This window comes from Bradyrhizobium glycinis, from assembly GCF_016031655.1.
Taxonomy (GTDB): domain Bacteria; phylum Pseudomonadota; class Alphaproteobacteria; order Rhizobiales; family Xanthobacteraceae; genus Bradyrhizobium; species Bradyrhizobium glycinis.
In genome coordinates, this window is the sequence record NZ_JACCHQ010000008.1 from 251,487 (window position 1) to 274,639 (window position 23,153).

Sequence of the window (23,153 nt, forward strand, 5' to 3'; positions counted from 1 at the left end):
CATGATCGTCGATGCCCATCAGCATTTCTGGGATCCGGCGCACGCCGATTATCCCTGGATGCAGGCGGACGAGCTGGCGCCGATCCGCCGTGCCTTCGGCCCGGCCGACCTCGCGCCGCTGCTACTGGCGAACGGCATCGACGCCAGCATCCTGGTGCAATGCCGCTCGGCGCTGCAGGAGACCGAGGAGTTCTTGCGTATCGCGGCTGCGACGCCCTCAGTTATCGGCGTGGTCGGCTGGGCCGATCTGACCGATGCTGCGCTCGAGGAAACGCTGGGCCGGCTGCGCGCTCTGCCTGGCGGTGCCAAGCTGGTCGGCATCCGCCACCAGGTCCACGACGAGCTGGATGCGGATTGGCTGCTGCGCGAGGACGTCCAGCGCGGACTTGCGGCGGTGTTCGCCCACGATCTCGCTTACGATTTCCTTGTCCGCACCCGCGAGCTGCCTGCCGCGATCGCAACCGCGCAGGCCTTTCCGCACGCGCGTTTCGTGCTCGATCACGCCGCCAAGCCGCCGATTGCGGCCGGCGGGAGCGCAGAATGGGCCGAGCGCATCGCAGCGCTGGCTGCCTGCGGCAATGTCTGGTGCAAGATCTCGGGATTGGCGACCGAGGCGGTCTGGAACGACTGGGATGCGGAACGGCTGTTTCCGTTCGTGGAGCATGCCGCAAAGTGTTTCGGCGAGGACCGGCTGATCTTCGGATCGGACTGGCCTGTATGCCTGCTCGCCGGCAGCTACGGCGAGATCAAGAGCGCGCTGGAGGCCTGCCTGGCGAGGCTCGGCCCGCGTGCGCGGGACAAGGCGTTCGGCGTGAATGCAGCGCAGGCGTATCGGCTTGGTTAATTGCAGTGGATGCGTGCTCTTACCCTCTCCCCTTGTGGGAGAGGGTGGCATAGGCGGCCTCTGGCCGCCGTTCTTAAGAACGCCGATGCTTTGCATCGGCTATGGCGGAGCGGCGAGACGGGTGAGGGGTCTTTCTCCGCGAGTCACATTTCACATGTGAGTTTGCTGAAGCAACCCCTCATCCGGCGCTTCGCGCCACCTTCTCCCACAAGGGGAGAAGGGAAGAAGCGGCGGCGCGCCTCTCGTCCCGAGCCTACTCCGACATCGGCTTGTCGGAGATGTCCCAATCTTTCCCGGTGAAGGTGGAGATGAACAGCGTCTTCATCGGCGTGTAGTCCTCGGGCGTGTAGCTGTAGGTAACGCCGTCGAGGAAGTAGGGCGAGTGGAAACCTTGGAGGTTCGATGCCTGCTTCAGCACGTTGGCGCGGGTGAGGTTGTCGCCGCAGCGGCGCAGGATCTCGGCCATGGTCGCGGCCTGGCCGTAGCCGGCGAAGGCGATGGTGTTGTCGGGATCGATCGCCGGCGTGTACTTCTTGCGCAGCTCCTCGAACGCCATCACATCCGGGTCCGTCTCCCATTTCGGCAGGCCGACCTCCTTGTTGTAGCGGATCGCGACGATGCCGGTGGCGTTCTCGAGGCCCGCGGCATTGAGGATCGAGCGGCCGGTGGAGCCGGCGGAAAGAAGCTGCAGCGGCTTCCAGCCGAGCTCGGCCACTTTCCGGATCGACTGCGACGAGGCCTTGCCGGTGGAGATATTGTAGAAGACGTCGGCCCCCGACTTCGAGAGATTGACGAGCTGGGAATCGACGGTGGGCTCGGTGAGATCGTAGGTCTGCTCCATGATCACCTGCGCGGTGCCGCCGGCATCCGCCAGCACTTTCTTGAAGGGCGCAAGGAAGTCGCGACCGAAATCGTCGTTCTGGTAGAGGATGCCGATCTTGGCGTTCGGCTTCACACTGACGACGTGCCGCGCCAGGATGCGCGCCTCGGTCGGATAGAGCGGCAGGCCCGCCATCGTCCATTTGAACTCTTTCGGATTATTCCACTTCGACGCGCCGGTGTTGAGCAGAAGCTGCGGCACGCCCTTGGAGTTCAGGTATTTGTGCACGGCGGTTTGCGGCGCGGTGCCGAGCGAGCCGTACAGCGCGAGAACTTCCTCCTGCTCGACCAGGCGCCGCGTCGCCTCGACGCATTTCGGCGCGCTGTAGGCGTCGTCCATGGTGAGGAACTTGATCTTGCGCCCGTTGATGCCGCCCTTCTCGTTCAGCATCTGGAAATAGGCTTCGCCGACGCGGCCGAGCACGCCGTAGAGCGAGCCGGGGCCGGAATGCGGCACGGTCTGACCGATCTTGATCTCGGTGTCGCTGGCGCCCGCATCGTACTTCTTCTCCGCGGCCCAGACGTAGGGCGCGGGCAATGTCGATGCTGCGATGGTGGCGAGTGCGCCGGCGCTGAAATCGCGCCGCGATGGATTCTTGGTCATTGTTGTTTTCTCCCTGATGCGCGCATTGTGCTGACATCGCAGCTCGGCTCGCAAGTGGGAAGTCGCAGCTTTGCGACGCAATGACGCTCAAATCGCCAGGCGTTAGCGCCTAGACTCAAGTTTTCTCGGCGACGACGACGAGGCCACGCACCGGCTCGTTGTTCTCGTTGCGCGGCGAGGCCGGCTCCAGCGTCAGCAGCTTCATCCCCGCCTTCGCGATGGCGCCGCGCACATATTCCGCGGAATGGGCATAGCGCAGGCCCTCGCCGAGCACGATGCCGTTGCCGTCATGCGTCTCCAGGGTGAAGGCGAGCACGCCTCCTGACACAAGCACGCGTCTCGATTCGCTCAGCACCGGTGCGAGATCGGAGAGATAGACGAACGCATCGGCGGCCACGACGAGGTTCGCGCTGGCATCTGGCTTGCCGCGCAGGCCCTCGATCATGTCGGCGACTTCGAGCTCGGCATAGAGGTTCGTCGCCCGTGCCTCCTTGATCATGCCGGGCGACAGATCGATGCCGGTGAAACGGTCGACCTGCTTGGCGAAAGCCGCCGCCGCGAGCCCGGTGCCGCAGCCGAGATCGATGGTGTGCTTGAAGTAGGCGGGCTTCTTGGCGGCGACCCGCGCGGCCAGCACCGCCTTGAAGATCAGCGCAGGGGCGCGATAGCCGAGATCGTTGATCAGCGCGTGCTCGAAGCGCGGCGCGTATTGATCGAACAAGGCCTGCACGTAGGCCTTGGGCATCTCCGCCATCTCGGCATCGCCGAGCCGCATCAGGTGCAGGCCGGCGCCGTGCTGGTCCTCGGGGTCGCAGCGCCGCGCTTCACGAAAGGCCATAATGGCCTTGTCGCGCTCGCCGAGCTGCTGACGGATCTCGCCGAGCGTGAACCAGGCCGAGGTGAAATCAGGTGCGAGCTCGATCGCCTGCTCCAGAAGGTCCGCGGCGGCGGGCAGGTCGCCCTTGAGCTGGAGATCGCGTGCGAACTCGAAACGGCGGTCGGCCATGAGATCGCCGGAGGTCAGGAACAGGCGGAGCGGCATTGAGGAACCGATTGTCATTGCCGGGCTTGACCCGGCAATCCATCAAAAAAGCAACCTTCTAAGAGGATGGATGCGCGGGTCAAGCCCGCGCATGACAGCTTAATTTGAGGCGCCAACTTCCTATATCACCACCATGCGCCCGCAAGACATCCTGCTGCCAAATGCTGCCGGCCTGTGCTGCAAGCCCGGCGGCTTCCATATTGACCCCGTCCGTCCCGTGGAGCGGGCCGTGATCACCCACGGCCATTCCGACCATGCCCGTGCGGGCCATGGCGCCGTGCTGGCGACGCAGGAAACGCTGGACATGATGCGCCTGCGTTACGGCGAGAACTTTGCCGGCTCGACCCAGGCCATTCGCTATGGCGAGGAGATCCGGCTCGGCGACGTCAAGGTCAAGTTTCACCCGGCCGGCCACGTGCTGGGATCGGCGCAGATCGCCGTCTCGTGCAAGGACACCTGCATCGTCGCCTCCGGCGACTACAAGGACGCGCCCGACCCGACCTGCACGCCGTTCGAGCTGGTGCCCTGTGACGTCTTCATCACCGAGGCGACGTTCGGCCTGCCGGTGTTCCGACATGGCGATGCGAGCGACGAGGTCAAGAAGCTGCTCGCTTCCGTCGCGCTGTTTCCGGAGCGCGCGCATCTCGTCGGTGCCTACTCGCTCGGCAAGGCGCAGCGCGTGATCAAGCTGCTGCGCCAGGCCGGCTATGATGCGCCGGTCTACCTGCATGGTGCGATGGAGACGATCACGCATTACTATCAGAGCCGCGGGATCGACCTCGGCGAGCTCAAACCGGTGAAGGGCATGAAGAAGGCGGCGCTCGCCGGCACCATCACGCTGGCGCCGCCATCGGCCACCTCCGATCTCTGGACGCGGCGCTTTCCCGATCCGGTCACCGCCTTCGCCTCGGGCTGGATGCGCGTGCGCGCCCGGGCACGGCAGCGCGGCGTCGAGCTGCCGCTGGTGATCTCCGATCACGCCGACTGGGACGGCCTCACTGCAACCATCGCGGCGACCGGCGCCGGCGAGATCTGGGTCACCCACGGCCAGGAGGATGCGCTGGTGCATTGGTGCTGGAGCAAGGGCCTGAAGGCGCAGCCGCTCGACCTCGTCGGCTATGGCGACGAGGACGAGAGCGAGACGCCGATTCAGGGCGAGGCCGAAGCATGAACCGCTTCGCCGAGCTGCTCGATCGCCTCGCCTATGAGCCCGGCCGCAACAACAAGCTGCGGCTGCTCACCGGCTATTTTCGCGAGGTCGGCGATCCCGACCGCGGCTACGCGCTCGCCGCGCTGACCGGCGCACTCAGTTTCAAGCACGCCAAGCCCGCGCTGATCCGCGATCTCATCGCGGCACGCACGGATGAGGTGCTGTTCGGGCTGAGCTACGATTATGTCGGCGATCTCTCCGAGACGGTGGCGCTGATGTGGCCGAAGGCCGCGCTCGCCGCCCACAACAACCCACCGCCACCGAGCCTCACCGAAGTCGTCACCACGCTGCGCACGCTCGGCAAGACCGAGCTGCCCAAGCAGCTCGAGCGCTGGCTCGACGAGCTCGATGAGACCGGCCGCTGGGCGCTGCTGAAGCTCGTCACCGGGAGCTTGCGGATCGGCATCTCCGCGCGTCTTGCAAAGACTGCGGCTGCCGCGCTCGGCGACAAGGACCCGCACGAGATCGAACTGATCTGGCCGGGGCTCATCCCGCCCTATCTCGACCTGTTCGCCTGGCTGGAAGGCCGCGGCGACAAGCCCGTCAACCGCGATCCCGCGCCGTTCCGCCCCGTGATGCTGGCGCATGCCATCGAGGACGGCGATTTCGCCGGGCTCGACCCCGCCGACTACATCGCCGAATGGAAATGGGACGGCATCCGCGTTCAGGCGGTCGCCGGCCGCGACGAGCGCGGCCATATGACTGCGCGGCTCTATTCGCGCACCGGCGAGGACATCACGGGGAGCTTTCCGGATCTCGTGCCGTCGCTGCGCCTGCCGGGCGCCATCGACGGCGAGCTCTTGATCCTACGCGATGGCCGCGTGCAGAGCTTCAACGTCCTGCAGCAGCGCCTCAATCGCAAGGTCGTCTCGCCGAAGCTGATCAAGGAGTTTCCGATTCACCTGCGCGCCTACGATCTGCTTGGCGACGACGAGAATGATCTGCGCGAGCTGCCTTTTGCCGAGCGGCGCGAGCGGCTGGAGCGATTCATCGCAAAGCTCGACGATCCCCGCATCGATCTCTCGCCCACCGTTCCCTTCGACAGCTGGGAGGCACTCACCGCCGCGCGCGCCGATCCCGCCAGCGCCGGCGCGGGCGAGGATGCGGACGCCGTCGAAGGCGTCATGCTGAAGCGGCGCGATGCGCCTTATCTGCCGGGGCGGCCGAAGGGGCAATGGTGGAAATGGAAGCGCGACCCGCACATCATCGATGCCGTGCTGATGTATGCGCAGCGCGGCCACGGCAAGCGTTCGTCCTACTATTCCGACTACACCTTTGGCGTCTGGACCGAGACCGAGAACGGCGAGGAGCTGGTGCCGGTCGGAAAAGCCTATTTCGGCTTCACCGACGAGGAGCTCTTGCAAATCGACCGCTTCGTCCGCCGCAACACCACGGAAAAATTCGGCCCCGTGCGTCACGTCGTGCACGAGGGCGACAAGGGGCTGGTGCTGGAGGTCGCTTTCGAGGGATTGCAGCGCTCGCCCAGGCATAAATCCGGCGTCGCCATGCGTTTCCCCCGCATCAGCCGCCTGCGCTGGGACAAGCCGCCGCGGGAGGCCGACAGGCTGGAAACGCTGGAGAAGATGCTGAAGGCCGAGCCGGCGGAGATCGATGTCTGAGGCTCGATACCGCCAAGAAGACAGTGCGCCCCCTCGCCCGCTTGCGGGAGAGGGTTGGGGAGAGGGCTGTCTCCGCATTGGGACACTCCCCTAGAGGAGAAAGCCCTCTCCCGCGCCTTTGGCGCGACCTCTCCCGCAAGCGGGAGAGGTGAACGAGCCCGTGGCGCATCTTACCCGAATTAAACTCCCGTAACCCGATTGACGCGCGCTTGCGGGTTCCCCATGTCCCCCGCCGTGCCTATAATGGCTCGTATCCGCTTCAGGAGTTTGCGATGGTCCAAGACGTCAGAGATTTGCCGGCCGGCCGCAGCGACGGCCTGCACCGCTTTCTCGGCGGCTCTCCGCTGGCGGTCGCGTTCCGCCTGGTGCTGCTCTCGATCCTGGTCGGCGTGGTGCTGGCGGCGATCGGCTTCGACCCCTGGAACATCATCTATAGCATCCGCCTCCTGTTCCAGCGGCTGTGGGACCTCGGCTTCGATGCGGTGAACTGGCTGTGGCGCTACTTCCTGCTCGGTGCGGTCATCGTGATTCCGATCTGGCTGCTGTCGCGCGTGTTCGGCGCGCCGCGCGGCCGGTGAGCATGTGATCGAGGGAGTGCGCAGCCGATGCAACTGCGTTTCGTCGGCTGCGGTGATGCCTTCGGTTCCGGCGGCAGGCTCAACACCTGCTTCCACGTCTCGGGGCGCGAAGCGAACTTCCTGATCGATTGCGGTGCGTCGGCGCTGCCGGCGCTGAAGCGGCTTGAGATCGATCTGGGCGACATCGATCTGATCCTGATCACGCATTTCCACGGCGACCATTTTGCCGGCCTGCCGTTCTTTCTGCTCGACGCGCAATTCTCGCGACGCACGCGGCCGCTGACGATCGCGGGCCCGCAAGGCATCGAGCGGCGGCTGCGCGAAGTGATGGAGGCGCTGTTCGAGCATTCCTCAAAGACCAAGCAGCGCTTCGAGCTGAACGTGGTCGAGCTCGCACCCGGGCAACGCCAAAGCTTCGGCGCGGTGAATGTGACGCCCTATCCGGTCGTGCACGGCGAATCCGGCGGGCCTTTCCTGGCCTATCGCGTCGCGACCGAGGGCCGCACGCTCGCCTACAGCGCCGATACCGAATGGACGGAGACGCTCATTCCGCTGGCGCATGGCGCAGACCTTTTCATCGCCGAGGCCTATATGTACGAGAAGGTGGTGAAGAACCATCTCAGCCTGAAGATCTTGGAACAGCATCTGCCCGACATCGGCGCCAAGCGGCTCGTCCTCACCCATATGAGCGACGACATGCTGTCGCGCCTGGGCAAAGTCGAGCACCTCGCCGCCGAAGACGGCATGGTGCTCGTGTTCTGATCGATGCACGCACCCGTCCATCACCGCGTCGGCAGCCGGCAGGTCTTTGCCATCGCGGGGCCCGCGATGGTCGCGAACCTCACGACGCCGCTGATCGGCGTGGTCTCGACCACCGCGATCGGACGGCTCGACGATGCCGCGCTGCTCGGCGGCGTCGCGATGGCCTCCGTCATCTTCGACTGCCTGTTCTGGCTGTTCGGCTTCCTGCGCATGAGCACGCTCGCGTTCACCGCGCAGGCGCTCGGCGCGGGCGAGAGCCGCGAGCAAACCGTGATCCTGGTGCGCGGCTTCATCGTCGCCGGCCTGATCGGCGCGGCGCTGATCGTGCTGCAGCTGCCGCTGGCAGGCCTGCTCTTCGACCTGATGGGCGGCAGCGACGGCGTGACGCGCGCGGCAAAGACCTATTTCATGATCCGGATCTGGTCCTCGCCCTTCGCCTTCGCCAATTACGTCATCCTCGGCTGGCTGGTGGGGCAGGCCCGTGCCAATCCGGCGCTTGCGCTCCAGGTCGTCATCAACCTCATCAACATGGTGGCGACGATCCTATTGGTGTTGGTCTACGACACCGGCATTGCCGGCGCGGCGATCGCCGCGCTTCTGTCGGAGACGATCGGCTTCATGCTCGGCGTGATCGTGTGCCGGCGCCATGCGGTCGGCGGTTTTGCCGTGCCTCGTGCAACGCTGTTCGATCGCGAAAAGCTGATGCGGCTCCTGGCTGTCAACACCGACATCCTGATCCGCACCGCGGCGTTGATTGCCGTGTTCCTGTTCTTCACCGCCAAGGGCGCGCGGGCCGGCGACGTCACGCTGGCGGCGAACTCCGTGCTCAACAATTTCCTCCTGGTCAGCGCTTTCTTCCTCGATGGCCTTGCGAACGCGGCCCAGCAGCTCTGCGGCCGCGCCTTTGGCGGGCGCGACGCCAAGGGATTTGCGGATTCGACCAGACTGGTGCTGAGGTGGGGGCTCGGCTTCGCCGTCGTCGTCGCCGTGCTGTTCGCAGGTTTCGGCCCTGATATCATCAACGTCATGACGGCGAGCGAGGACGTCCGCCGCGCCGCGCGCGAGTTCCTGCCCTTCATCGTGCTGGCGCCGGTTCCCGGCGTGTTCGCCTTCGGCTTCGACGGCATCTATGTCGGCGCGACCTGGGCGCGGGAGATGCGCAACCTGATGCTGCTCTCGCTCGCGATCTTCTTCGCCGTCTGGCTGGCGCTGCAATCGTTCGGCAATGCCGGCCTGTGGAGCGCGCTGATCGCGTTCTACGTCGCGCGCGGCGGCTTGCAGGGGGCGAGGTATCCGGCGCTGTATCGGGCGACGTTCGCGAGACCGTAGCTCTCGTGTCCCGGACGCGCTGCAGCGTGAAACGCTGCTGCGCAGAGCCGGGACCCATTTGTCATCGAGCTCGCTGTCACATGGGCCCCGGCTCTGCAGCGCACCACGCCGAAGTCGGCGCGCTGTGCTGCGTCCGGGGCACGAGACTGCCTCACATTCCCGGCCAGTCTTCCGCCGTCAGCGTCGCCGCATCGGCGCCGACGATCTCGGAGAGCGAATCCCGACCCGTGCGGAGCAGCGTCGAGGTCAGGTCGCGCTTGATCTCGTCGACGAGGCCGAGGCCCTTGTAGACCAGCGACGAATAGAGCTGGATCAGGCTGGCCCCGGCGCGGATCTTGGTCAGCGCGGCGCCGCCCGAATCCACGCCGCCGACGCCGATCAGCGGGAATGCGCCCTCGACGCGCACATAGGTCTCCGCGACCATGCGTGTCGACAGACGGAACAGCGGCCGGCCGGACAGGCCGCCTTGCTCCTTCGCCCGCGTCTCTTCACGCAACGTGCTCGGCCGCGCGATCGTTGTGTTCGACACGATCATGCCGTCGACCCGGCGCGAACGCGCGACCTGGACGACGTCGTCGAGCTGGGCGAGGCTCAAATCCGGCGCGATCTTGAGCAGCACCGGCGTGTCGCCGGCCTTCTGCCTGACACGCTCGCGGGCGTCGATCACGCGCGCGAGCAGATCGTCGAGCAGCGCGCCTTCCTGAAGGTTGCGCAGGCCCGGCGTGTTCGGCGAGGAGACGTTGACGGTGAAATAGCTCGCCACCGGCGCGAAGGTCTCGATCAGCTTGACGTAGTCGCCGACGCGGTCCGGCGAATCCTTGTTGGCGCCGACATTGACGCCGACGATGCCGCCGTGCTGCGCGCGCGCCGCAAGCCGGCGCAGAGCCGCCTCCGCGCCGTCATTGTTGAAGCCCATGCGGTTGATGATCGCCTCGTCGCGCTCAAGCCGGAACAGCCGCGGCCGCGGATTGCCGGCTTGCGGCTTCGGCGTCACCGAGCCGATCTCGACGAAACCGAAGCCGAGCCGCAGCAGCGCATCCGGCACCTCGGCGCTCTTGTCGAAGCCCGCGGCCATGCCGATCGGATTGGGAAAGTTCAGCCCGAAGGCGCGCACCGCGAGCTTGGGATCATCGGCACGCGGCTTGACCGGCGGCAGGAAACGCAGGCCCTGGATCGCGAGGCGATGCGCGTCTTCGGGATCGAGCCAGCGCAACACCGGCAGCGAAAAGGAGTCGAACGCGCGGATCACGGCAACAGCTCCGGAACATCGTGACCGCCGTCGGAGCGCATGTTGAGGTTCGTCACCGCAAGGACCGCGCCGAGATCGAGCTCGCCATAGAGATGGGGGAAAAGCTCGTCATTGCGCGACCGTTCCCACCGCAATTCGCTCCCCAGCGCATCGCCGTCGACCTCGACCAGGAATAGCGCGCGCTGCCCGAAATAGTGTTTGCGCAGGGTCTCGGGAACCTGGGCCGCGGTCGAGAAATGGATGAACCCGTCGCGCACGTCATCTGCGCTGCCCCGGTAGACACCCTGCCGTTCCGCCTCGCGCCAGGCCGAGGCCGGACAGATTTTGTAGATCTTGACCACCGCTACCGCAGCCTTGTTTGTTCTTTGAGACTCTTGAGTTTTTTCGCTTTTCGCGGGTCCTCGAAACCCGGACCGCGACCGTAAAGGCCGCCCCTTCCGAACTCAAGACTTAGAGCCTTTTCCGCGCCGATGAAATCGGCGCGGGCATCAGATTCTTGTTTTGACGCGTTTTCCTCATGCGAACGGGTACCCGCTTCGTTTGCAAACGCCGTTCTCCCCGCCTCTTGCGCGAAAAACGGAAAACCTGTTGATTTGAAGACAGTTTTCCTGAGTTGCGACGGGCTGGACCTTCCATGGTCAGACAGGCCAAAGCGCAGAGGATGCTGACTCACGACCAGATCTGGGCCGCGTTGGACCGGCTGGCGGCGCGCGCCGGACTGTCTCCGTCCGGCCTTGCCAAGCGTGCCGGGCTCGACCCCACCACCTTCAACAGATCCAAGCGCGTCACCGCCGACGGGCGCGAGCGCTGGCCCTCGACCGAATCGATCGCAAAGGCGCTGGCCGCGGCCGACGCCTCGATCGACAGCTTTGCGAAGCTGATTGAGGACGATGGTGTAAGCGGCCGCGGCTCGGTGCCGCTGCTCGGCTTTGCACAGGCCGGGATGAGCGGCGCCTTCGATGAGGCCGGCCGTCCATCCGGCAGGGGCTGGACCGAGATCGCGCTTCCAATCGCCGAGGACGGTCAAGTCTTTGCGCTGGAGATTTCCGGCGCTGCGCTTACGCCCGTCTATCGCGACGGCGACATCGTCCTGGTCTCGCCTGCGGCGCCGATCCGCAAGGGCGATCGCGTGGTGGTGCGGAGCAAGGCGGGCGAAATGACGGTCGCGACACTGAAGCGCCGAACGGCCAAGGTGCTGGAGCTTCGGCCGCTCGATGCGACGCGGGCCGAATGCACGATGGCGGCTGGCGATGTGGCGTGGATCGCGCGGATCCTGTGGGCAAGCCAGTGATCGCGTGATCGCACCATGGTGCGACCCCCATTGCGACTCACTACGCCTCTCGCATAGGTTGCGCACCTGTTGCCAAGCAAGTTCATCTGGAGGGGGAATACAATGAATCGCCGCCACGCATTGAAGGCCTTGGTGGGTCTCGCACTTTGTCCGGTATGCAAGCCAGGCTTCGCCGCCGAAGGCGCGCATTGGAGCTATGAGGGCGCCGGCGGCCCCGCCAAATGGGGCGATCTCGACGCGGCCAACAAGGCCTGCGGGGTCGGCCTGCAGCAATCGCCGATCGACATCGAGGCGACGATCAAGTCGCAATTGCCGGTTTTGAAGCTGAGCTGGGGCAAGAGCGCCGACACCATCGTCAACAACGGGCACACCATCCAGCTCAACTTCGCCGAAGGCAGCACGCTTCTTCTCGGCGACGTCAAGTACAAGCTGCTCCAGGTGCATTTCCACCGGCCCAGCGAACACATGATCGGCGGCAAGAATTTTCCGATGGAGGCGCATTTCGTCCATCGCAACGAGGCCGGCGGGCTCGCCGTGGTCGGCGTGCTCATGACCGAGGGCAGGCCGAACGCGGCGTTCGGCAAGATCGTCAAGACCATGCCGGCGGCGGAAGGGCCCGCGGTGAAGGCCGACGCAACCATCGATCCCCACGCCATGCTGCCGCCGAAGCTCAGCTATTACCGCTATCCCGGCTCGCTGACGACGCCGCCCTGCTCGGAAGTGGTCGAATGGCTGCTGCTGACCGACCCGATCCAGGTGGCGGCCAGCGACGTCGCCGCGTTCGCAAAGCTGTACCCGATGAACGCAAGGCCGGTGCAGAAGGACAACCGCCGCTACGTGCTGCGATCGATTTGAGACGCAGCCTCGGCACTCGGAACGTTCTGGCGGACGTCCATGACGACATCATAGTTGGCGGCCGCAATATCGTAGGCCATCAGCATGGTCTGCGCCTCGGGATCGACAATGGCCTTGCCGGGATCTGGCCCCGTGAAGGTGCGGATGCTGTCGAGGTCCCGCCACAGCGTCAGAGCCAGCATCTCGGTGCCGCCTTCAACGTCCCGGCGCAATAGTGAGGCGCCGGCGAAGCCATCGATGCCTCGAAGATGCGGTATCACCCGGGTTGCGAAGTGATGCTCATAAAGGACGGCCTTGTCGAGCGTAGCCGCCGCACGCCAGATGCGAGCGATCATTCTTCTCCCCAACGCTTGTCAAGGCCCGAATATCGGCAGCGATCTCGGAGCCGTATTGGCTGAAATTGCGACAACGCTCCCATCCCGATCTTGCCTCTCGTACCGGACCTCTGGCCGCGTCATGATGCGCGTGAGATGGAGCACGCGGACCGAAGATGGCGCGCCGGCACACTGGCAATCACACGAGCTATTGGCACAGCCGGCGGATTCCCGGCATGAGCCTGCTGCGCGCCGATTTCCGTCATCACGACTACGGTTCACACACCCATGATGCCTATGTGATCGCGGTGACCCAGTCCGGCGGCGCCGAAATCCGCAATCGCAATGTCGTGCAAAGGGTCGACGCCTCCGCGCTGTTCGTCTCCAATCCGGACGACCGGCAGTCGGCGCGGATGGGCGACGGCAGCCGATGGCGCTATCGCGCCTTCTATCTCGCGCGGCCGGCGATCGAGGACCTGGCGCGGCGCTTCGGCACCGACACCTTGCCCCATCTTGGGCAAAGCATGCTCCATGACAATGATCTGATCGGGCGCTTCGGCCGGCTGCACCGGGTGCTCGAAACCCAGCAGGACGATGTTTTTACCGATGAGCTCGTCGCCGACACATTCGGCCAGCTGTTTGAGCGCTACGGCGACGGACGCCCCAGCAAAATCCCGGCCGGCGGTGACGCCGTCGTGACGCGGCTGGTCGCCCTGATGCGGGAGCGCCACGCCGAAAATCTGAGCCTGGACCAGCTCGCCGGCATAGCAGGCCTCAGCAGTTTCCAGCTGATAGGGCTGTTCAAGCGCACGGTCGGACTCACCCCGCACGCTTATCTCGTCCACATCAGACTGAACGCGGCCTGCCGCTTGTTGAGGCGCGGCCATTCGCTGGCGGACAGCGCGCTGGCGGCGGGCTTTTGCGACCAGGCCGCCCTCAACAAGCACTTCAGGCGCAGCTATGGCATCACGCCCCTGCAATTTGCGCAGGCCGCGCGGGCAGGCTGACGCCGCAATTTCAGCCAATACTGTCGGACAACGCACGCCCTACAGCGATGCGCCGGAGCTACCATGCCGAGACGCCGTCACCGCTGCGCAAGACGAGCGCCACCAGATCGCGACGCCGCTCTGCCGCTTGCTGGTGAGCTTGATGCGCGCGGCGGACGGATACGCCCGATCCCTGGCCTGACGGAGAAAGCGAAGTGACCGCACCATCGAAACCGAGACCTCCGGCTTTCGATCCGGACGACGTGAGCGAGAGCAATTTCACGAGCTATCCAGAGATGCACCGGGCCGCCAATCAGACGCGCTACAATCGCCGGCTCGGCAACCATGCGGGATTGAAGAATTTCGGCGTCAACCTGACCCGCATCATCCCGGGAGGCCAGTCTTCGTTCCGTCATGCCCATTCGCGCCAGGACGAGTTTGTCTTCGTGATCGAGGGCGAGGTCGTGCTCGAAACCAACTCCGGCGCGCAAGTGCTGACGGCGGGCATGTGCGCCGGCTTCCCCGCCGGCGCCGGCGACGCTCACCGCTTCGTCAATCACACGACGCGCGACGTGAAGCTGCTCGTGATCGGCGACCGCGCGGCGGACGACGAGATCAGCTATCCCGACGTCGACATGCACGCCGTGCTCGGGCCGGACGGCGTCTACAAGTTCACGACCAAGGCGGGCGATCCGCTCTAGGCGACCCGATACTACGCGCTCCTCGCCAGCGCGCCGTCGATCATATTCACCGCGTTCTGCACGCCGTAGACCGCGACGAAGGAGCCGAAGCGCGGGCCCTTCTGCTGGCCGAGCAGCACCTGGTAGAGCATGTTGAACCAGTCCAGCGTCACGCCGGGGCGCCCGTCCTTGCCCTTTTTGACCTGGTCGAGGAACGGCTCGCGGCGGCCGATCTCGTAGACGACGTTCTGGATGTCCTCGGCGGTGGCGTCCTGCGCAAGCTGCGACAGCGCATCGCGCAGATCCTGCAGCGCCGCGCGCTCGCTGTCGCTGGGCACGCGGAACTGCTTCGTCGGCGCGACGAAGTCGCGATAATAGTTAATGGCATAGCCGACCATCGCATCCAGCTTCGGATGCGTCTGCGGGCTCACGCCGGGACGGTAACGGCCGATGAAGCCCCACAGCGTCTCGGCGTTCTCCGCGTTCGACGACGACACCAGCGTCAGGAGCAGCTGGAAGGTGACAGGCATGTCGCCCTTCGGCGGCTTGCCGTTGTGGATGTGCCAGACCGGATTGCCGAGCTGCTGCTTGCCGTCCTGCTTAGGAAATCCGTCGAGGAATTGCTGGTAATCGTCGACGTTGCGCGGGATGACGTCGAAATAAAGCCGCTTGGCCGCCTTCGGCTCGCGATACATGAACAGCGACAGCGATTCCGGCGAGGCGTAGCGCAGCCATTCATCGATGGTGAGGCCGTTGCCCTTCGACTTCGAGATCTTCTGGCCCTTCTCGTCAAGGAAGAGCTCGTAGTTGAAACCTTCCGGCGGCGCGCTGCCGAGCGCTCTGGCGATCGCGCCGGACAGCTTCACGGAATCGATCAGGTCCTTGCCGGCCATCTCGTAGTCGACGCCGAGCGCGACCCAGCGCATCGCCCAGTCGGCCTTCCACTGACACTTCACGTTGCCGCCGGTGACGGGCGTCTCAACTTCCTGGTTGGTATCGGGATCGACATAGGTCACCGTGCCCGCCGCGACGTCGCGGCGGATCATCGGCACCTGCAGCACGACGCCCGTGGTCTTGCTGATGGGCAGGAACGGCGAATAGGTGGCGCGGCGGTCCGGTCCCAGCGTCGGCAGGATGATCGCCATGATCTTGTCGTAGGCGGCGAGCATCTTCAGCAGCGTCGCGTCGAAGCGGCCTGATGTGTAATAGTCGGTCGAGCTCGCGAACTCGTAGTCGAAGCCGAAATGATCGAGGAAGGCGCGCAGCCGCGCATTGTTGTGGTGGCCGAACGACGGGTATTCGTTGGAGAACGGATCCGGCACCCGCGTCAGCGGCTTGCCGAGATGCTCCGCCAGCATCTCCTTGTTCGGAACGTTGTCGGGCACCTTGCGGAAGCCGTCCATGTCGTCGGAGAACGCCAAAAGGCGCGTCTTGATCTTGTCCTCGGTGAGCACGCGGAAGGCGTGGCGCACCATCGAGGTGCGCGCCACCTCGCCGAACGTGCCGATATGCGGCAGGCCGGACGGACCGTAGCCGGTCTCGAACAGCACCTCGTCCTTCGGGCTTTTCTTCAGCCGCGCGACAATGGCCTTCGCCTGCTCGAACGGCCAAGCGTTGGATTGTTCGGCGAGCGCACGCAACTCGCTCGGGTTTGCGGCTAGATCAATAACGGACATCAGGGGCCTCCGGGCCGCGGAAAATAGCGATTTCCCCGCAGAATGCAAAAGTTGCGAGCTGATACCCCCCAGCCCTCCCGCTTGCGCAGGGCTATCGCATGTCGTGTGCACGATGCAGCGGCATCGGCACTGGGCTCCCTCCCCCCGCTTGCGGGGGAGGGTTGGGGAGAGGGTGCCTCCGCGTTGGGGTTGTTGAGAATGGACCGAGGATGTCCCTGCGCGGCGAGAGCCCTCACCCGCCGCGCGCGGGACGATGCTTCGCATCGCCCGGGGCGCGTCGGCCTCTCCGCAAGCGGGAGAGGCGGAGCAAACCCGCAGACAGTCGTCGTGAAGTCGATATGCGAGAGCGCGGGACGATGCATCGCATCGTCCGGCAGCCGAGTCGAACGCGATGCGGCTCAATGCGCCGCTGAGGCCGAGCGCTTGGTCGCGACTTGCTTGGGGGCCGGCTTCGCGCTCGCCTGCGGTGCACTGTCCCAGCCGCCGTTCGGGGCCGCAACGTTGACGGCATCGTCGGGCTGCGGCTCGGCGCTGAAGGTCTGGATCGCGAGCTTGGCGGCGGCGAGCGATTGCGGGTCGAGGCGCTTGGCGACATCGTCGCGCTTGCCGGCGGCATCAGCGTCGCCCTGGGCGGCCGCGAGGCTGAACCATTTGTAGGATTCGGCGAGGTTCTGCTCGACGCCGATGCCGCGGGCATAGAGGATGCCGAGGTTGAACTGGCTGTCGGCCACACCGCGATCGGCCGCTTTCCGGAACCACTGCGCCGCGCTCTTGTAATTGGCGCCGCGACCGCCGCCGTCGGCATCGAGCACTGCGAGATTGTGCATCGCCTTGGCGTTGCCGCGCTCGGCGGCCTGGGTGTAGTAGCGGCGCGCGATGTCGGCGTCCTTCTTCACCCCTAAGCCCTTTTCGTAGAGCGTGCCGAGGCGGAAGATTGCGGGGACGACCCCGGCCTGCGCCGCGCGGTCGTACCACTTCGCCGCTTCGTCGTAATTCGTGGCGACGCCCTTGCCTTCGGCAAAGCGCACGCCGATCTCGTAGGCCGCGGTCGCATCGCCCTTCATCGCGGCGCTGCGCAAGGCCGGGCCGCCAATGCCGTCAGGCAGCTTCTCGCTCGGCGGCACCTGGACGACGCCGAGCCTGGCGCGGCTCGTGCCCGACAGCGCGCCGGTGACGTCGCTGGAGGCCGGCGGCTGTACCGCCGCGGCAGGCGCTTGCGGGATTTCAACCGAGGCCGAGCTGCCGGAATTGGGAAGGGGCGCCGATGCGCCATTGTTCTGCGACTGCCGTCCGATCGGTGTCGGCGACGTCATCGAGGGGGTGATCTGCTCGGGCGCGGTTGGCTTGGTCTCGACCGGCGGCGGCGCGGGCTGCGGTGCCGGCTCGCTCGGAATGTTTTGCATCGCCTGCGGCGTCGGTGACGGGCTGCCGCCTTCGAGCAGGTTCATCGCCATCTTGAAGGTGCCGAGCACGATCACGACCACGCTCGCGCCGACCAGCAGCGAGCGGATTTTTGAGGTGATGGTCGAGCCGCCGTCCTTGCCCTTGTCCTTCGACCGATCAGCGCCGGCCTTCGCAGCACGTCCGGTCTTCTCCGGCTGCGCGGCGGCGGCCTGGGCGGCGCGGCGCGCGGCGGCGATGAAGCTCGACGACGACACCGGCTCCTTCGGCGCGGCGGCGATTCCGCTGATCGCGCTCTCGGAGGCGGCGATGCGCTCCGACGGCGTGGCGAGGCGTCCGCCCGGCCGTGTGCCCGGCTCGAGCGGGTGATCCGGCGGCAGTTCCGGCGCGAGCGCAGCGCGCGCAGTGTGCGGCTCCAGGATCTCGCTGATCGCGCGCGGCGGAACCGGTGGAGCCGCCGGCACGGGCGGCGGCGCGGCGGGGGTGGCGGCGTGGAATTCGCGCGGCGCGGCGACGAAGGTGGCCGGCGCCGCCTGCGCGGCAGCGGGATTGGGCAGCTCGGGCTTCGGATCGTGTTTCGGCGGCTGTGCTTGCGGCTGCGGCCGCGGCTCGCGCGCCATCGGCGCCGGCTCCATCGGGGCCGCCATCGGCATCGGCATCGGCTGCGGGGCAGGCGGAGGCGGCGCGGTGCGCACCGCGCGCAGATCGCCCTCGATCATCGAGAGGCGATCGACGACGTGGCCGAGCGCGCTGTGGACCGCCTCGAGCGAGTCCTGGGTGTGCCGGTTGGTCTCGGCCTGGCTGAAGCGGATGTCGGAGAGCTCGCGCTTGACGAGGTCGGCCATGCCGGAATCGGGCGGCGGCGCGGAGTTGCGGCTCTCGGCCAGCGCGGCATAGGTCGCCTGCTGCCGTTCGAGGTGCCTGAGGATGTCGTGCAGGCCGTCCTCGACGCGGCTCAAACTGCCGTTGCGCGGATCGGCGGCGGCCTCAACCCGCTCGAGCAGATAGGAGACGCGCTGTTCGAGGTGGGCGAAGGTCGATGCGGAATCGTTCCCGACCTGCATGCGGTCGAAGCGGTCCGACAGCGCGCGGATCGCAGCTTCCAGATGCTCGGTGCTCTCGGACGGCTGCGGCCGCTCGCGCGTTTCCAGCGCCGCCGTGAGCGCCGCGATGCGCTGCTCCAGCACTGCAAAGCTGTCGCCGTGGCCGGAGGCGCGGGTGATCTGGTCGACCTTGGACGACAGCAGCTGTACGTCTTCGGACAGCCGCGCGAGCGCCTCGTTGGAGGCGACGTTGGAGACGATGGCCCGCAGCGCGGAGATCGCGCCTTCGAGCTGCTGCACGGTCGAGGGGTCGTCATTGGCGCGCAGGATCAGGTCGAGCTTGGCGCCGAGATTGCGGATCGCCTCGTCGTAGCCGGTGAGCTGCTCGGCCGGCGTCAGCGTGCGCAGCACCTGCTTGATGTCGGACAATGCGCGCTCGATGCCGGCAAGAACCTGCCCGTCGGTGCCGTTGGAGCGGGTCTCGTCGATACGACGGTGCAGCGAGCGGATCTCGTTCTCGATCGATTCGATCGCGCGCCGCGGCATCGCCTCGGTGATGGCGGCGCGGATTTCGGCCAGCTCGCTGCGGAAGGCGGCGATGGCCTGCTCGGTATTGTCGGGCCGTTGCAGCGATTCGATCTGGCTCGTGATCTTGAGCAGATGGCGCTCGAGCGAGGAAAAATCCGGCCCCGGCTGCGATGGCGGCGGCGCATAGGCAGGGGCGGGCGGCGCCATCGGCGGCGCGTATGGAGCCGTTGGCGCAAGCGGCGGCGCGGCACGCGGCGGCATCGGCCGCGGCGTAAAGCCGTCGAGCTCGCTCTGGCGCGCGGTGATCTCGGCGACCGCGACGTCGAACGAGGCCGGGCTCAGGGGTGGTGAGCTGCGATAGACCTGCGCGGCGGCGCGCTCGACGGCATCGGCCTGATGCTGGCGCGCCTCGGCCGGGGTGGGGCGAGGGGCCTGCGGCTGCGGCGCTTGCCGCTGCGGGCGGGAGATTTGCGATAGCCGCGCATCGAGCCGCGAGATCGCGTCGTTGAGCTGGCGCGCGACGCCCTGCTCGCGCGAGACGTCCGGTCTCGATGGGTCTTGGCGCGGCGGGGGTTTTGAGATCCGCTCGATCTGCTGGGTGATCGCGTCCAGCCGCTGGTGGATGTCGGCGACTTCGCGGCTCTCCTGACTAGGTCCTTGGCTCGGCACGTGCTGCGGACGCTGATCGTAAGGTCCGCGGAAGTTGGGTGGGGCGGTTTCGCCGAGCGTGGAGTTCAGCCAATCGTTGAGCGACATGCCGGCGCGACGCGCAGCAGCCTCGGCCCGCTCCCGGACGGATGGATCGATGCCGTCGACACTCCACGATACGCGCGAATTCATGACTCTGTCCGGTTCCGACTTCGGCACCCCACCCGGCGCCTCCAGCTTCCCCACGCGTGCCGGTTGTAAAGACAATCGAATTTGGCGCGGGTCGTCTGCCTCGAAAACCGACTTTTTCCTGTTACGGTAAATAACGAGTTAAGGAATGCGGCGCCGGGGTCTTAAAGTTGGACGGGGGAGCTGAGCCACGAACGAGGTGCGCTCCCTCCCCCCGCTTGCGGGGGAGGGCTGGGGAGAGGGTGCTTCAACAACGAAGACTCCCCAAGAGGAGAAAGCCCTCACCCGGCGCGCGGGACGATGCTTCGCATCGCACGGACACGCCGACCTCTCCCGCAAGCGGGAGAGGTGACCGGCACTGCCTATAGTCGTCTCAGCCCTTCTCCCGCTTGCCGTCGTCCAGCGGCACCACACTCGCCTTGCCGCTCATTGCCGACAGCGCTTCCAGCGCCTCCTCGCAGAAGTCGGCCACCATCTGCTCGTGCCGGGCGCCGAGCTGGAGCAGCAGCAAATTGCCGAGATCGAGCCGGCCTTCCGCCGTGCCGTCGGGGAAGCGCTTCTTCAGGATGCGCTCGTAATTGGCGTGGCGGTCGCGGTGGTGCTCGAGGCGCGCCATCAGGTCGGTGCGCATGGGTTCGATGTCGATGCTGTCGAGCGCATGCAGCCGCACCAGGAGGTCGTCCTTGATCGAGGGCGGCGTGCTTGGCCGCGCGGCCCAGTGCCGCAGTGCTGTTCGGCCCTCGGGAGTCAGCGTATAGATTAGTTTATTGGGCTTGCCCGACTGCACGACCTCGCGGCCCTGGATGTAGCCGCGTTCGCGCAGCTTGGAGAGCTCGCGGTAGATCTGCTGGTGGTCGGCCTTCCAGAAGAAGCCGATCGAGGAATCGAACGTCTTGGCGAGCTCGTAGCCCGTCATCGGGCGTTCCGTCAGGCATGCGAGGATTGCGTCGCCGAGTGCCATGATCGGCCCCCTTCTGAGGTTTGACCAAGTTGCTTGACTTTATGCGCATCGGCGCATATGCGTCAATGTGCATATGAGGCAGCGTTCAGGCGGGCCACAGGCCCGACTGAATAATCATGCGAAATCAATCTCCTCGCTACTGTGCATGGGGTTGTTTTCGCACTTTTTGCCCTGGCCTTGAGGGAGGCACCCGAGAATGACCGGCCTCGATTCCTGGTACGCCTACATGAAGTCTCACGACCGCGCCGCGCTCTGGGACCTCCTGCATCCTGACGCCGTGTTCGAAAGCCCCGTCGTGCACACGCCGCAAGCCGGCCGCGACATCTCCTTCAAATACCTCTCCAGTGCCGAGAAGGTGCTCGGCGGCCCCGGCTTCACCTATGTCGGCGAGTGGCGCAGCGACAATGGCGCCGTGCTCGAATTCAAGAATGTCATCGACGGCATCGAGATCAACGGCGTCGACATCATCAGCTTCGATGCCGAGGGACGCATCACTCACTTCAAGGTGATGGTGCGTCCGCTCAAGGCCATCAACATGCTGCACCGCCTGATGGCGGAGCAGCTTGCCGCCGCCCAATCATAAGCCCAACATCCCCCTTCAAGCCCCATGCCGGGAGAACGCCATGCCGATCTATAAAGCCCCTGTCGAAGACGTGAACTTCCTGCTCAACGACGTCTTCCAGATCGATCGCTACGACAACCTCGCCGGCTTCTCCGATGCATCGAGCGACGTGCGCGAGGCCATTCTCGGCGAAGCCGCCAAGCTCGCCGAGGAGGTGCTGCAGCCGCTCAATCGCGTCGGCGATCTCGAAGGCTGCAAGCGCGCCGACGACGGCAGCGTCACCACGCCGAAGGGTTTCAAGGAGGCCTTCAAGCAGGTCGCCGAGGGCGGCTGGCTCGGCCTGTCGGCGCCGACCGAATATGGCGGCCAGGGCCTGCCGGTGACGCTCTCGCAGGCGGTCAATGAATTCCAGATCTCCGCCAACATGGCGTTCTCGATGTATGGCGGTCTCACCATGGGCGCGACCGCGGCGCTTCTGGTGCACGGCTCGCCGGAGCAGAAGAAGACCTACGTGCCGAAGATGGTGGCCGGCGAATGGACCGGCACCATGAACCTGACCGAGCCGCATTGCGGCACCGACCTCGGCATGCTCCGCACCAAGGCGGTGCGGCAGGCCGACGGCAGCTTCAAGATCACGGGCACCAAGATCTTCATCTCCGCCGGCGAGCACGATCTCGCCGAGAACATCATCCACCTCGTGCTTGCCCGCATCGAGGGCGCGCCCGCCGGCATCAAGGGCGTGTCGCTGTTCGTGGTGCCGAAGTTCCTGGTCAATGCCGACGGTTCGGTGGGACAGCGCAACGGCGTCGTCTGCGGCTCGATCGAGCACAAGATGGGCATCCACGGCAATTCGACCTGCGTGATGAACTACGACAACGCCACCGGCTGGCTGATCGGCGAAGAGAACAAGGGTATGCAGGGCATGTTCGTGATGATGAACGAGGCCCGGCTCGGCGTCGCCGTGCAGGGCCTTGCGCAGTCCGAGGTTGCCTATCAGAACGCGGTCGCCTATGCCCGCGAGCGCATCCAGGGCCGCGCGCTCACCGGCGCCAAGGCGCCGGACAAGCCGGCCGATCCGATCATCGTGCATCCGGACGTGCGCCGCACGCTGCTCTCGATCCGCGCTTTCAACGAGGCCGCGCGCGCCTTCGTGATGTGGACCGCACTGAAGAGCGACGTCGCCCATCGCTCCGAAGACCCCAAGGACCGCCAGGCCGCCGACGACCACATGGGCCTGATGACGCCGGTGCTGAAGGGCTTCCTCACTGACTACGGCTTCGCCAACGCGGTGCAGGCGCAGCAGATGTATGGCGGCCACGGCTACATCGCCGAGCAGGGCATGGAGCAGTTCGTGCGCGATGCGCGCATCGCCATGATCTACGAAGGCGCCAACGGCATCCAGGCGCTCGACCTCGTCGGCCGCAAGCTGCCGCGCGACGGCGGCCGCGCCATCATGGCCTTCTTCGGCGAGGTCATGGCCTTCGCCAAGGAGAACGGCGGCGACGAGGCGCTGAAGCCCTTCATCACCCCGCTCTCGACCTCGCTCGGCCATCTCCAGCAGGGCACCACCTGGCTGATGCAGAACGCGATGGCGAAGCCCGACAATGCCGGTGCCGCCGCAACCGATTACCTGCATCTCTTCGGCTTCGTCGCGCTCGGCTACATGTGGGCGCGGATGGCCAAGGTGACACAGGCCAAGATTGCCGAGAGCGGCGCGACGCCCTATCTCTCGACCAAGCTCGTCACCGGCCGCTTCTTCATGGAGCGGATGCTGCCGGAGACCGCGGCCAATCTCGCGCGCATCCAGGCCGGCTGCGCCACCATCATGGAACTGCCGGCGGAAGCCTTCTGAGCCTGTTTCCGCTGCCTGCTCCCAACCGTACCGAACATCACATCAGGAGGG

At 66.0% G+C, this 23,153-nt stretch carries 21 protein-coding genes; 12 read left to right on the forward strand and 9 right to left on the reverse strand.

Features of this window, described 5'->3' with window-relative positions; genetic code table 11:
• Nucleotide 1 precedes the first annotated feature (1 nt).
• Nucleotides 2-844 carry an amidohydrolase family protein gene (locus HZZ16_RS14865; protein ID WP_197949180.1) on the forward strand — a complete coding sequence of 281 codons (843 nt, stop codon included), beginning with the start codon at nucleotides 2-4 and terminating at the stop codon, nucleotides 842-844.
• 253 nt (nucleotides 845-1,097) lie between these two features.
• Here HZZ16_RS14865 and HZZ16_RS14870 read toward each other — a convergent pair whose 3' ends face one another.
• The gene (locus HZZ16_RS14870; RefSeq protein ID WP_197949181.1) at nucleotides 1,098-2,327 is read right to left on the reverse strand and encodes an ABC transporter substrate-binding protein; all 1,230 of its coding nucleotides are present in this window, start codon (nucleotides 2,325-2,327) and stop codon (nucleotides 1,098-1,100) included.
• A gap of 115 nt (nucleotides 2,328-2,442) precedes the next feature.
• On the reverse strand, nucleotides 2,443-3,369 hold the full coding sequence (locus HZZ16_RS14875; protein ID WP_197949282.1) for a class I SAM-dependent DNA methyltransferase: 927 nt from the start codon (nucleotides 3,367-3,369) through the stop codon (nucleotides 2,443-2,445).
• 133 nt (nucleotides 3,370-3,502) lie between these two features.
• Here HZZ16_RS14875 and HZZ16_RS14880 point away from each other — a divergent pair, with 133 nt between their 5' ends.
• The 5 genes from HZZ16_RS14880 (at nucleotide 3,503) to HZZ16_RS14900 (ending at nucleotide 8,867) form a co-directional block, all read left to right on the forward strand.
• Nucleotides 3,503-4,540 carry a ligase-associated DNA damage response exonuclease gene (locus HZZ16_RS14880; RefSeq protein ID WP_197949182.1) on the forward strand — a complete coding sequence of 346 codons (1,038 nt, stop codon included), beginning with the start codon at nucleotides 3,503-3,505 and terminating at the stop codon, nucleotides 4,538-4,540.
• On the forward strand, nucleotides 4,537-6,198 hold the full coding sequence (locus HZZ16_RS14885) for an ATP-dependent DNA ligase (protein ID WP_197949183.1): 1,662 nt from the start codon (nucleotides 4,537-4,539) through the stop codon (nucleotides 6,196-6,198). The genes HZZ16_RS14880 and HZZ16_RS14885 overlap by 4 nt, the downstream gene beginning before the upstream one ends.
• Before the next feature lie 272 nt (nucleotides 6,199-6,470).
• The gene (locus HZZ16_RS14890; RefSeq protein ID WP_197949184.1) at nucleotides 6,471-6,776 is read left to right on the forward strand and encodes a DUF6460 domain-containing protein; all 306 of its coding nucleotides are present in this window, start codon (nucleotides 6,471-6,473) and stop codon (nucleotides 6,774-6,776) included.
• A gap of 27 nt (nucleotides 6,777-6,803) precedes the next feature.
• The gene (locus HZZ16_RS14895; protein ID WP_197949185.1) at nucleotides 6,804-7,538 is read left to right on the forward strand and encodes an MBL fold metallo-hydrolase; all 735 of its coding nucleotides are present in this window, start codon (nucleotides 6,804-6,806) and stop codon (nucleotides 7,536-7,538) included.
• Between the two features lie 3 nt (nucleotides 7,539-7,541).
• A complete protein-coding gene (locus HZZ16_RS14900) occupies nucleotides 7,542-8,867 on the forward strand; it encodes an MATE family efflux transporter (protein ID WP_197949186.1) in 1,326 nt (441 codons plus the stop codon).
• A 151-nt stretch (nucleotides 8,868-9,018) separates the two neighbouring features.
• Here the strand turns inward: HZZ16_RS14900 and HZZ16_RS14905 are convergent, their stop codons facing one another.
• The 3 genes from HZZ16_RS14905 to HZZ16_RS14915 are packed head-to-tail and all read right to left on the reverse strand — an operon-like array spanning nucleotide 9,019 to nucleotide 10,789.
• Nucleotides 9,019-10,116 (reverse strand): quinone-dependent dihydroorotate dehydrogenase, encoded by a 1,098-nt coding sequence (locus HZZ16_RS14905; RefSeq protein WP_197949187.1) that lies wholly within the window; start codon nucleotides 10,114-10,116, stop codon nucleotides 9,019-9,021.
• Nucleotides 10,113-10,457 (reverse strand): DUF952 domain-containing protein, encoded by a 345-nt coding sequence (locus HZZ16_RS14910; RefSeq protein WP_197949188.1) that lies wholly within the window; start codon nucleotides 10,455-10,457, stop codon nucleotides 10,113-10,115. Before HZZ16_RS14910 ends, HZZ16_RS14905 begins: the two co-directional genes overlap by 4 nt.
• A gap of 2 nt (nucleotides 10,458-10,459) precedes the next feature.
• The gene (locus HZZ16_RS14915; protein ID WP_197949287.1) at nucleotides 10,460-10,789 is read right to left on the reverse strand and encodes a hypothetical protein; all 330 of its coding nucleotides are present in this window, start codon (nucleotides 10,787-10,789) and stop codon (nucleotides 10,460-10,462) included.
• Here HZZ16_RS14915 and HZZ16_RS14920 point away from each other — a divergent pair.
• Together HZZ16_RS14920 and HZZ16_RS14925 are read left to right on the forward strand one after the other, a co-directional pair.
• Nucleotides 10,751-11,407: a S24 family peptidase gene (locus tag HZZ16_RS14920; RefSeq protein WP_197949189.1), complete on the forward strand. Its 657-nt coding sequence runs from the start codon at nucleotides 10,751-10,753 to the stop codon at nucleotides 11,405-11,407. The genes HZZ16_RS14915 and HZZ16_RS14920 overlap by 39 nt on opposite strands.
• 102 nt (nucleotides 11,408-11,509) lie before the next feature.
• Entirely contained in the window at nucleotides 11,510-12,262 is a 753-nt protein-coding gene (locus HZZ16_RS14925; RefSeq protein WP_197949190.1) for a carbonic anhydrase, read from the forward strand.
• Here HZZ16_RS14925 and HZZ16_RS14930 read toward each other — a convergent pair.
• Complete coding sequence (locus HZZ16_RS14930; RefSeq protein WP_197949191.1) at nucleotides 12,241-12,597, reverse strand: antibiotic biosynthesis monooxygenase family protein; 357 nt, start codon at nucleotides 12,595-12,597, stop codon at nucleotides 12,241-12,243. The genes HZZ16_RS14925 and HZZ16_RS14930 overlap by 22 nt on opposite strands.
• Nucleotides 12,598-12,812: 215 nt before the next feature.
• Between HZZ16_RS14930 and HZZ16_RS14935 the strand changes: the two genes are divergently transcribed.
• Together HZZ16_RS14935 and HZZ16_RS14940 are read left to right on the forward strand one after the other, a co-directional pair.
• On the forward strand, nucleotides 12,813-13,583 hold the full coding sequence (locus HZZ16_RS14935; RefSeq protein ID WP_197949192.1) for a helix-turn-helix domain-containing protein: 771 nt from the start codon (nucleotides 12,813-12,815) through the stop codon (nucleotides 13,581-13,583).
• Nucleotides 13,584-13,777: 194 nt separating this feature from the next.
• Entirely contained in the window at nucleotides 13,778-14,263 is a 486-nt protein-coding gene (locus tag HZZ16_RS14940) for a cupin domain-containing protein (protein WP_197949193.1), read from the forward strand.
• Nucleotides 14,264-14,274: 11 nt separating this feature from the next.
• Here HZZ16_RS14940 and HZZ16_RS14945 read toward each other — a convergent pair whose 3' ends face one another.
• The 3 genes from HZZ16_RS14945 to HZZ16_RS14955 all read right to left on the reverse strand — a co-directional run bounded on the left by HZZ16_RS14945 (nucleotide 14,275) and on the right by HZZ16_RS14955 (nucleotide 20,688).
• Nucleotides 14,275-15,918 carry a lysine--tRNA ligase gene (locus tag HZZ16_RS14945; RefSeq protein WP_197949194.1) on the reverse strand — a complete coding sequence of 548 codons (1,644 nt, stop codon included), beginning with the start codon at nucleotides 15,916-15,918 and terminating at the stop codon, nucleotides 14,275-14,277.
• Nucleotides 15,919-16,316: 398 nt separating this feature from the next.
• Nucleotides 16,317-19,730 (reverse strand): tetratricopeptide repeat protein, encoded by a 3,414-nt coding sequence (locus HZZ16_RS14950; protein WP_197949195.1) that lies wholly within the window; start codon nucleotides 19,728-19,730, stop codon nucleotides 16,317-16,319.
• Between the two features lie 370 nt (nucleotides 19,731-20,100).
• The gene (locus HZZ16_RS14955) at nucleotides 20,101-20,688 is read right to left on the reverse strand and encodes a PadR family transcriptional regulator (RefSeq protein WP_197949196.1); all 588 of its coding nucleotides are present in this window, start codon (nucleotides 20,686-20,688) and stop codon (nucleotides 20,101-20,103) included.
• 196 nt (nucleotides 20,689-20,884) lie between these two features.
• Here HZZ16_RS14955 and HZZ16_RS14960 point away from each other — a divergent pair, with 196 nt between their 5' ends.
• Nucleotides 20,885-21,271 carry a nuclear transport factor 2 family protein gene (locus HZZ16_RS14960; protein WP_197949197.1) on the forward strand — a complete coding sequence of 129 codons (387 nt, stop codon included), beginning with the start codon at nucleotides 20,885-20,887 and terminating at the stop codon, nucleotides 21,269-21,271.
• 40 nt (nucleotides 21,272-21,311) lie between these two features.
• Entirely contained in the window at nucleotides 21,312-23,102 is a 1,791-nt protein-coding gene (locus tag HZZ16_RS14965; protein WP_197949198.1) for an acyl-CoA dehydrogenase C-terminal domain-containing protein, read from the forward strand.
• The last annotated feature ends 51 nt before the right edge of the window (nucleotides 23,103-23,153 follow it).

Excerpts from the sequence above, each read along its gene's own strand:
- HZZ16_RS14945 (WP_197949194.1), bottom strand. The coding sequence starts at position 15,918 with ATGTCCGTTATTGATCTAGCCGCAAACCCGAGCGAGTTGCGTGCGCTC.
- HZZ16_RS14875 (WP_197949282.1), bottom strand. The coding sequence starts at position 3,369 with ATGCCGCTCCGCCTGTTCCTGACCTCCGGCGATCTCATGGCCGACCGC.
- HZZ16_RS14900 (WP_197949186.1), top strand. The coding sequence starts at position 7,542 with ATGCACGCACCCGTCCATCACCGCGTCGGCAGCCGGCAGGTCTTTGCC.
- HZZ16_RS14870 (WP_197949181.1), bottom strand. The coding sequence starts at position 2,327 with ATGACCAAGAATCCATCGCGGCGCGATTTCAGCGCCGGCGCACTCGCC.
- HZZ16_RS14865 (WP_197949180.1), top strand. The coding sequence starts at position 2 with ATGATCGTCGATGCCCATCAGCATTTCTGGGATCCGGCGCACGCCGAT.
- HZZ16_RS14930 (WP_197949191.1), bottom strand. The coding sequence starts at position 12,597 with ATGATCGCTCGCATCTGGCGTGCGGCGGCTACGCTCGACAAGGCCGTC.
- HZZ16_RS14955 (WP_197949196.1), bottom strand. The coding sequence starts at position 20,688 with ATGGCACTCGGCGACGCAATCCTCGCATGCCTGACGGAACGCCCGATG.
- HZZ16_RS14960 (WP_197949197.1), top strand. The coding sequence starts at position 20,885 with ATGACCGGCCTCGATTCCTGGTACGCCTACATGAAGTCTCACGACCGC.
- HZZ16_RS14925 (WP_197949190.1), top strand. The coding sequence starts at position 11,510 with ATGAATCGCCGCCACGCATTGAAGGCCTTGGTGGGTCTCGCACTTTGT.
- HZZ16_RS14920 (WP_197949189.1), top strand. The coding sequence starts at position 10,751 with ATGGTCAGACAGGCCAAAGCGCAGAGGATGCTGACTCACGACCAGATC.
- HZZ16_RS14880 (WP_197949182.1), top strand. The coding sequence starts at position 3,503 with ATGCGCCCGCAAGACATCCTGCTGCCAAATGCTGCCGGCCTGTGCTGC.
- HZZ16_RS14890 (WP_197949184.1), top strand. The coding sequence starts at position 6,471 with ATGGTCCAAGACGTCAGAGATTTGCCGGCCGGCCGCAGCGACGGCCTG.
- HZZ16_RS14965 (WP_197949198.1), top strand. The coding sequence starts at position 21,312 with ATGCCGATCTATAAAGCCCCTGTCGAAGACGTGAACTTCCTGCTCAAC.
- HZZ16_RS14950 (WP_197949195.1), bottom strand. The coding sequence starts at position 19,730 with ATGAATTCGCGCGTATCGTGGAGTGTCGACGGCATCGATCCATCCGTC.
- HZZ16_RS14935 (WP_197949192.1), top strand. The coding sequence starts at position 12,813 with ATGAGCCTGCTGCGCGCCGATTTCCGTCATCACGACTACGGTTCACAC.
- HZZ16_RS14895 (WP_197949185.1), top strand. The coding sequence starts at position 6,804 with ATGCAACTGCGTTTCGTCGGCTGCGGTGATGCCTTCGGTTCCGGCGGC.
- HZZ16_RS14885 (WP_197949183.1), top strand. The coding sequence starts at position 4,537 with ATGAACCGCTTCGCCGAGCTGCTCGATCGCCTCGCCTATGAGCCCGGC.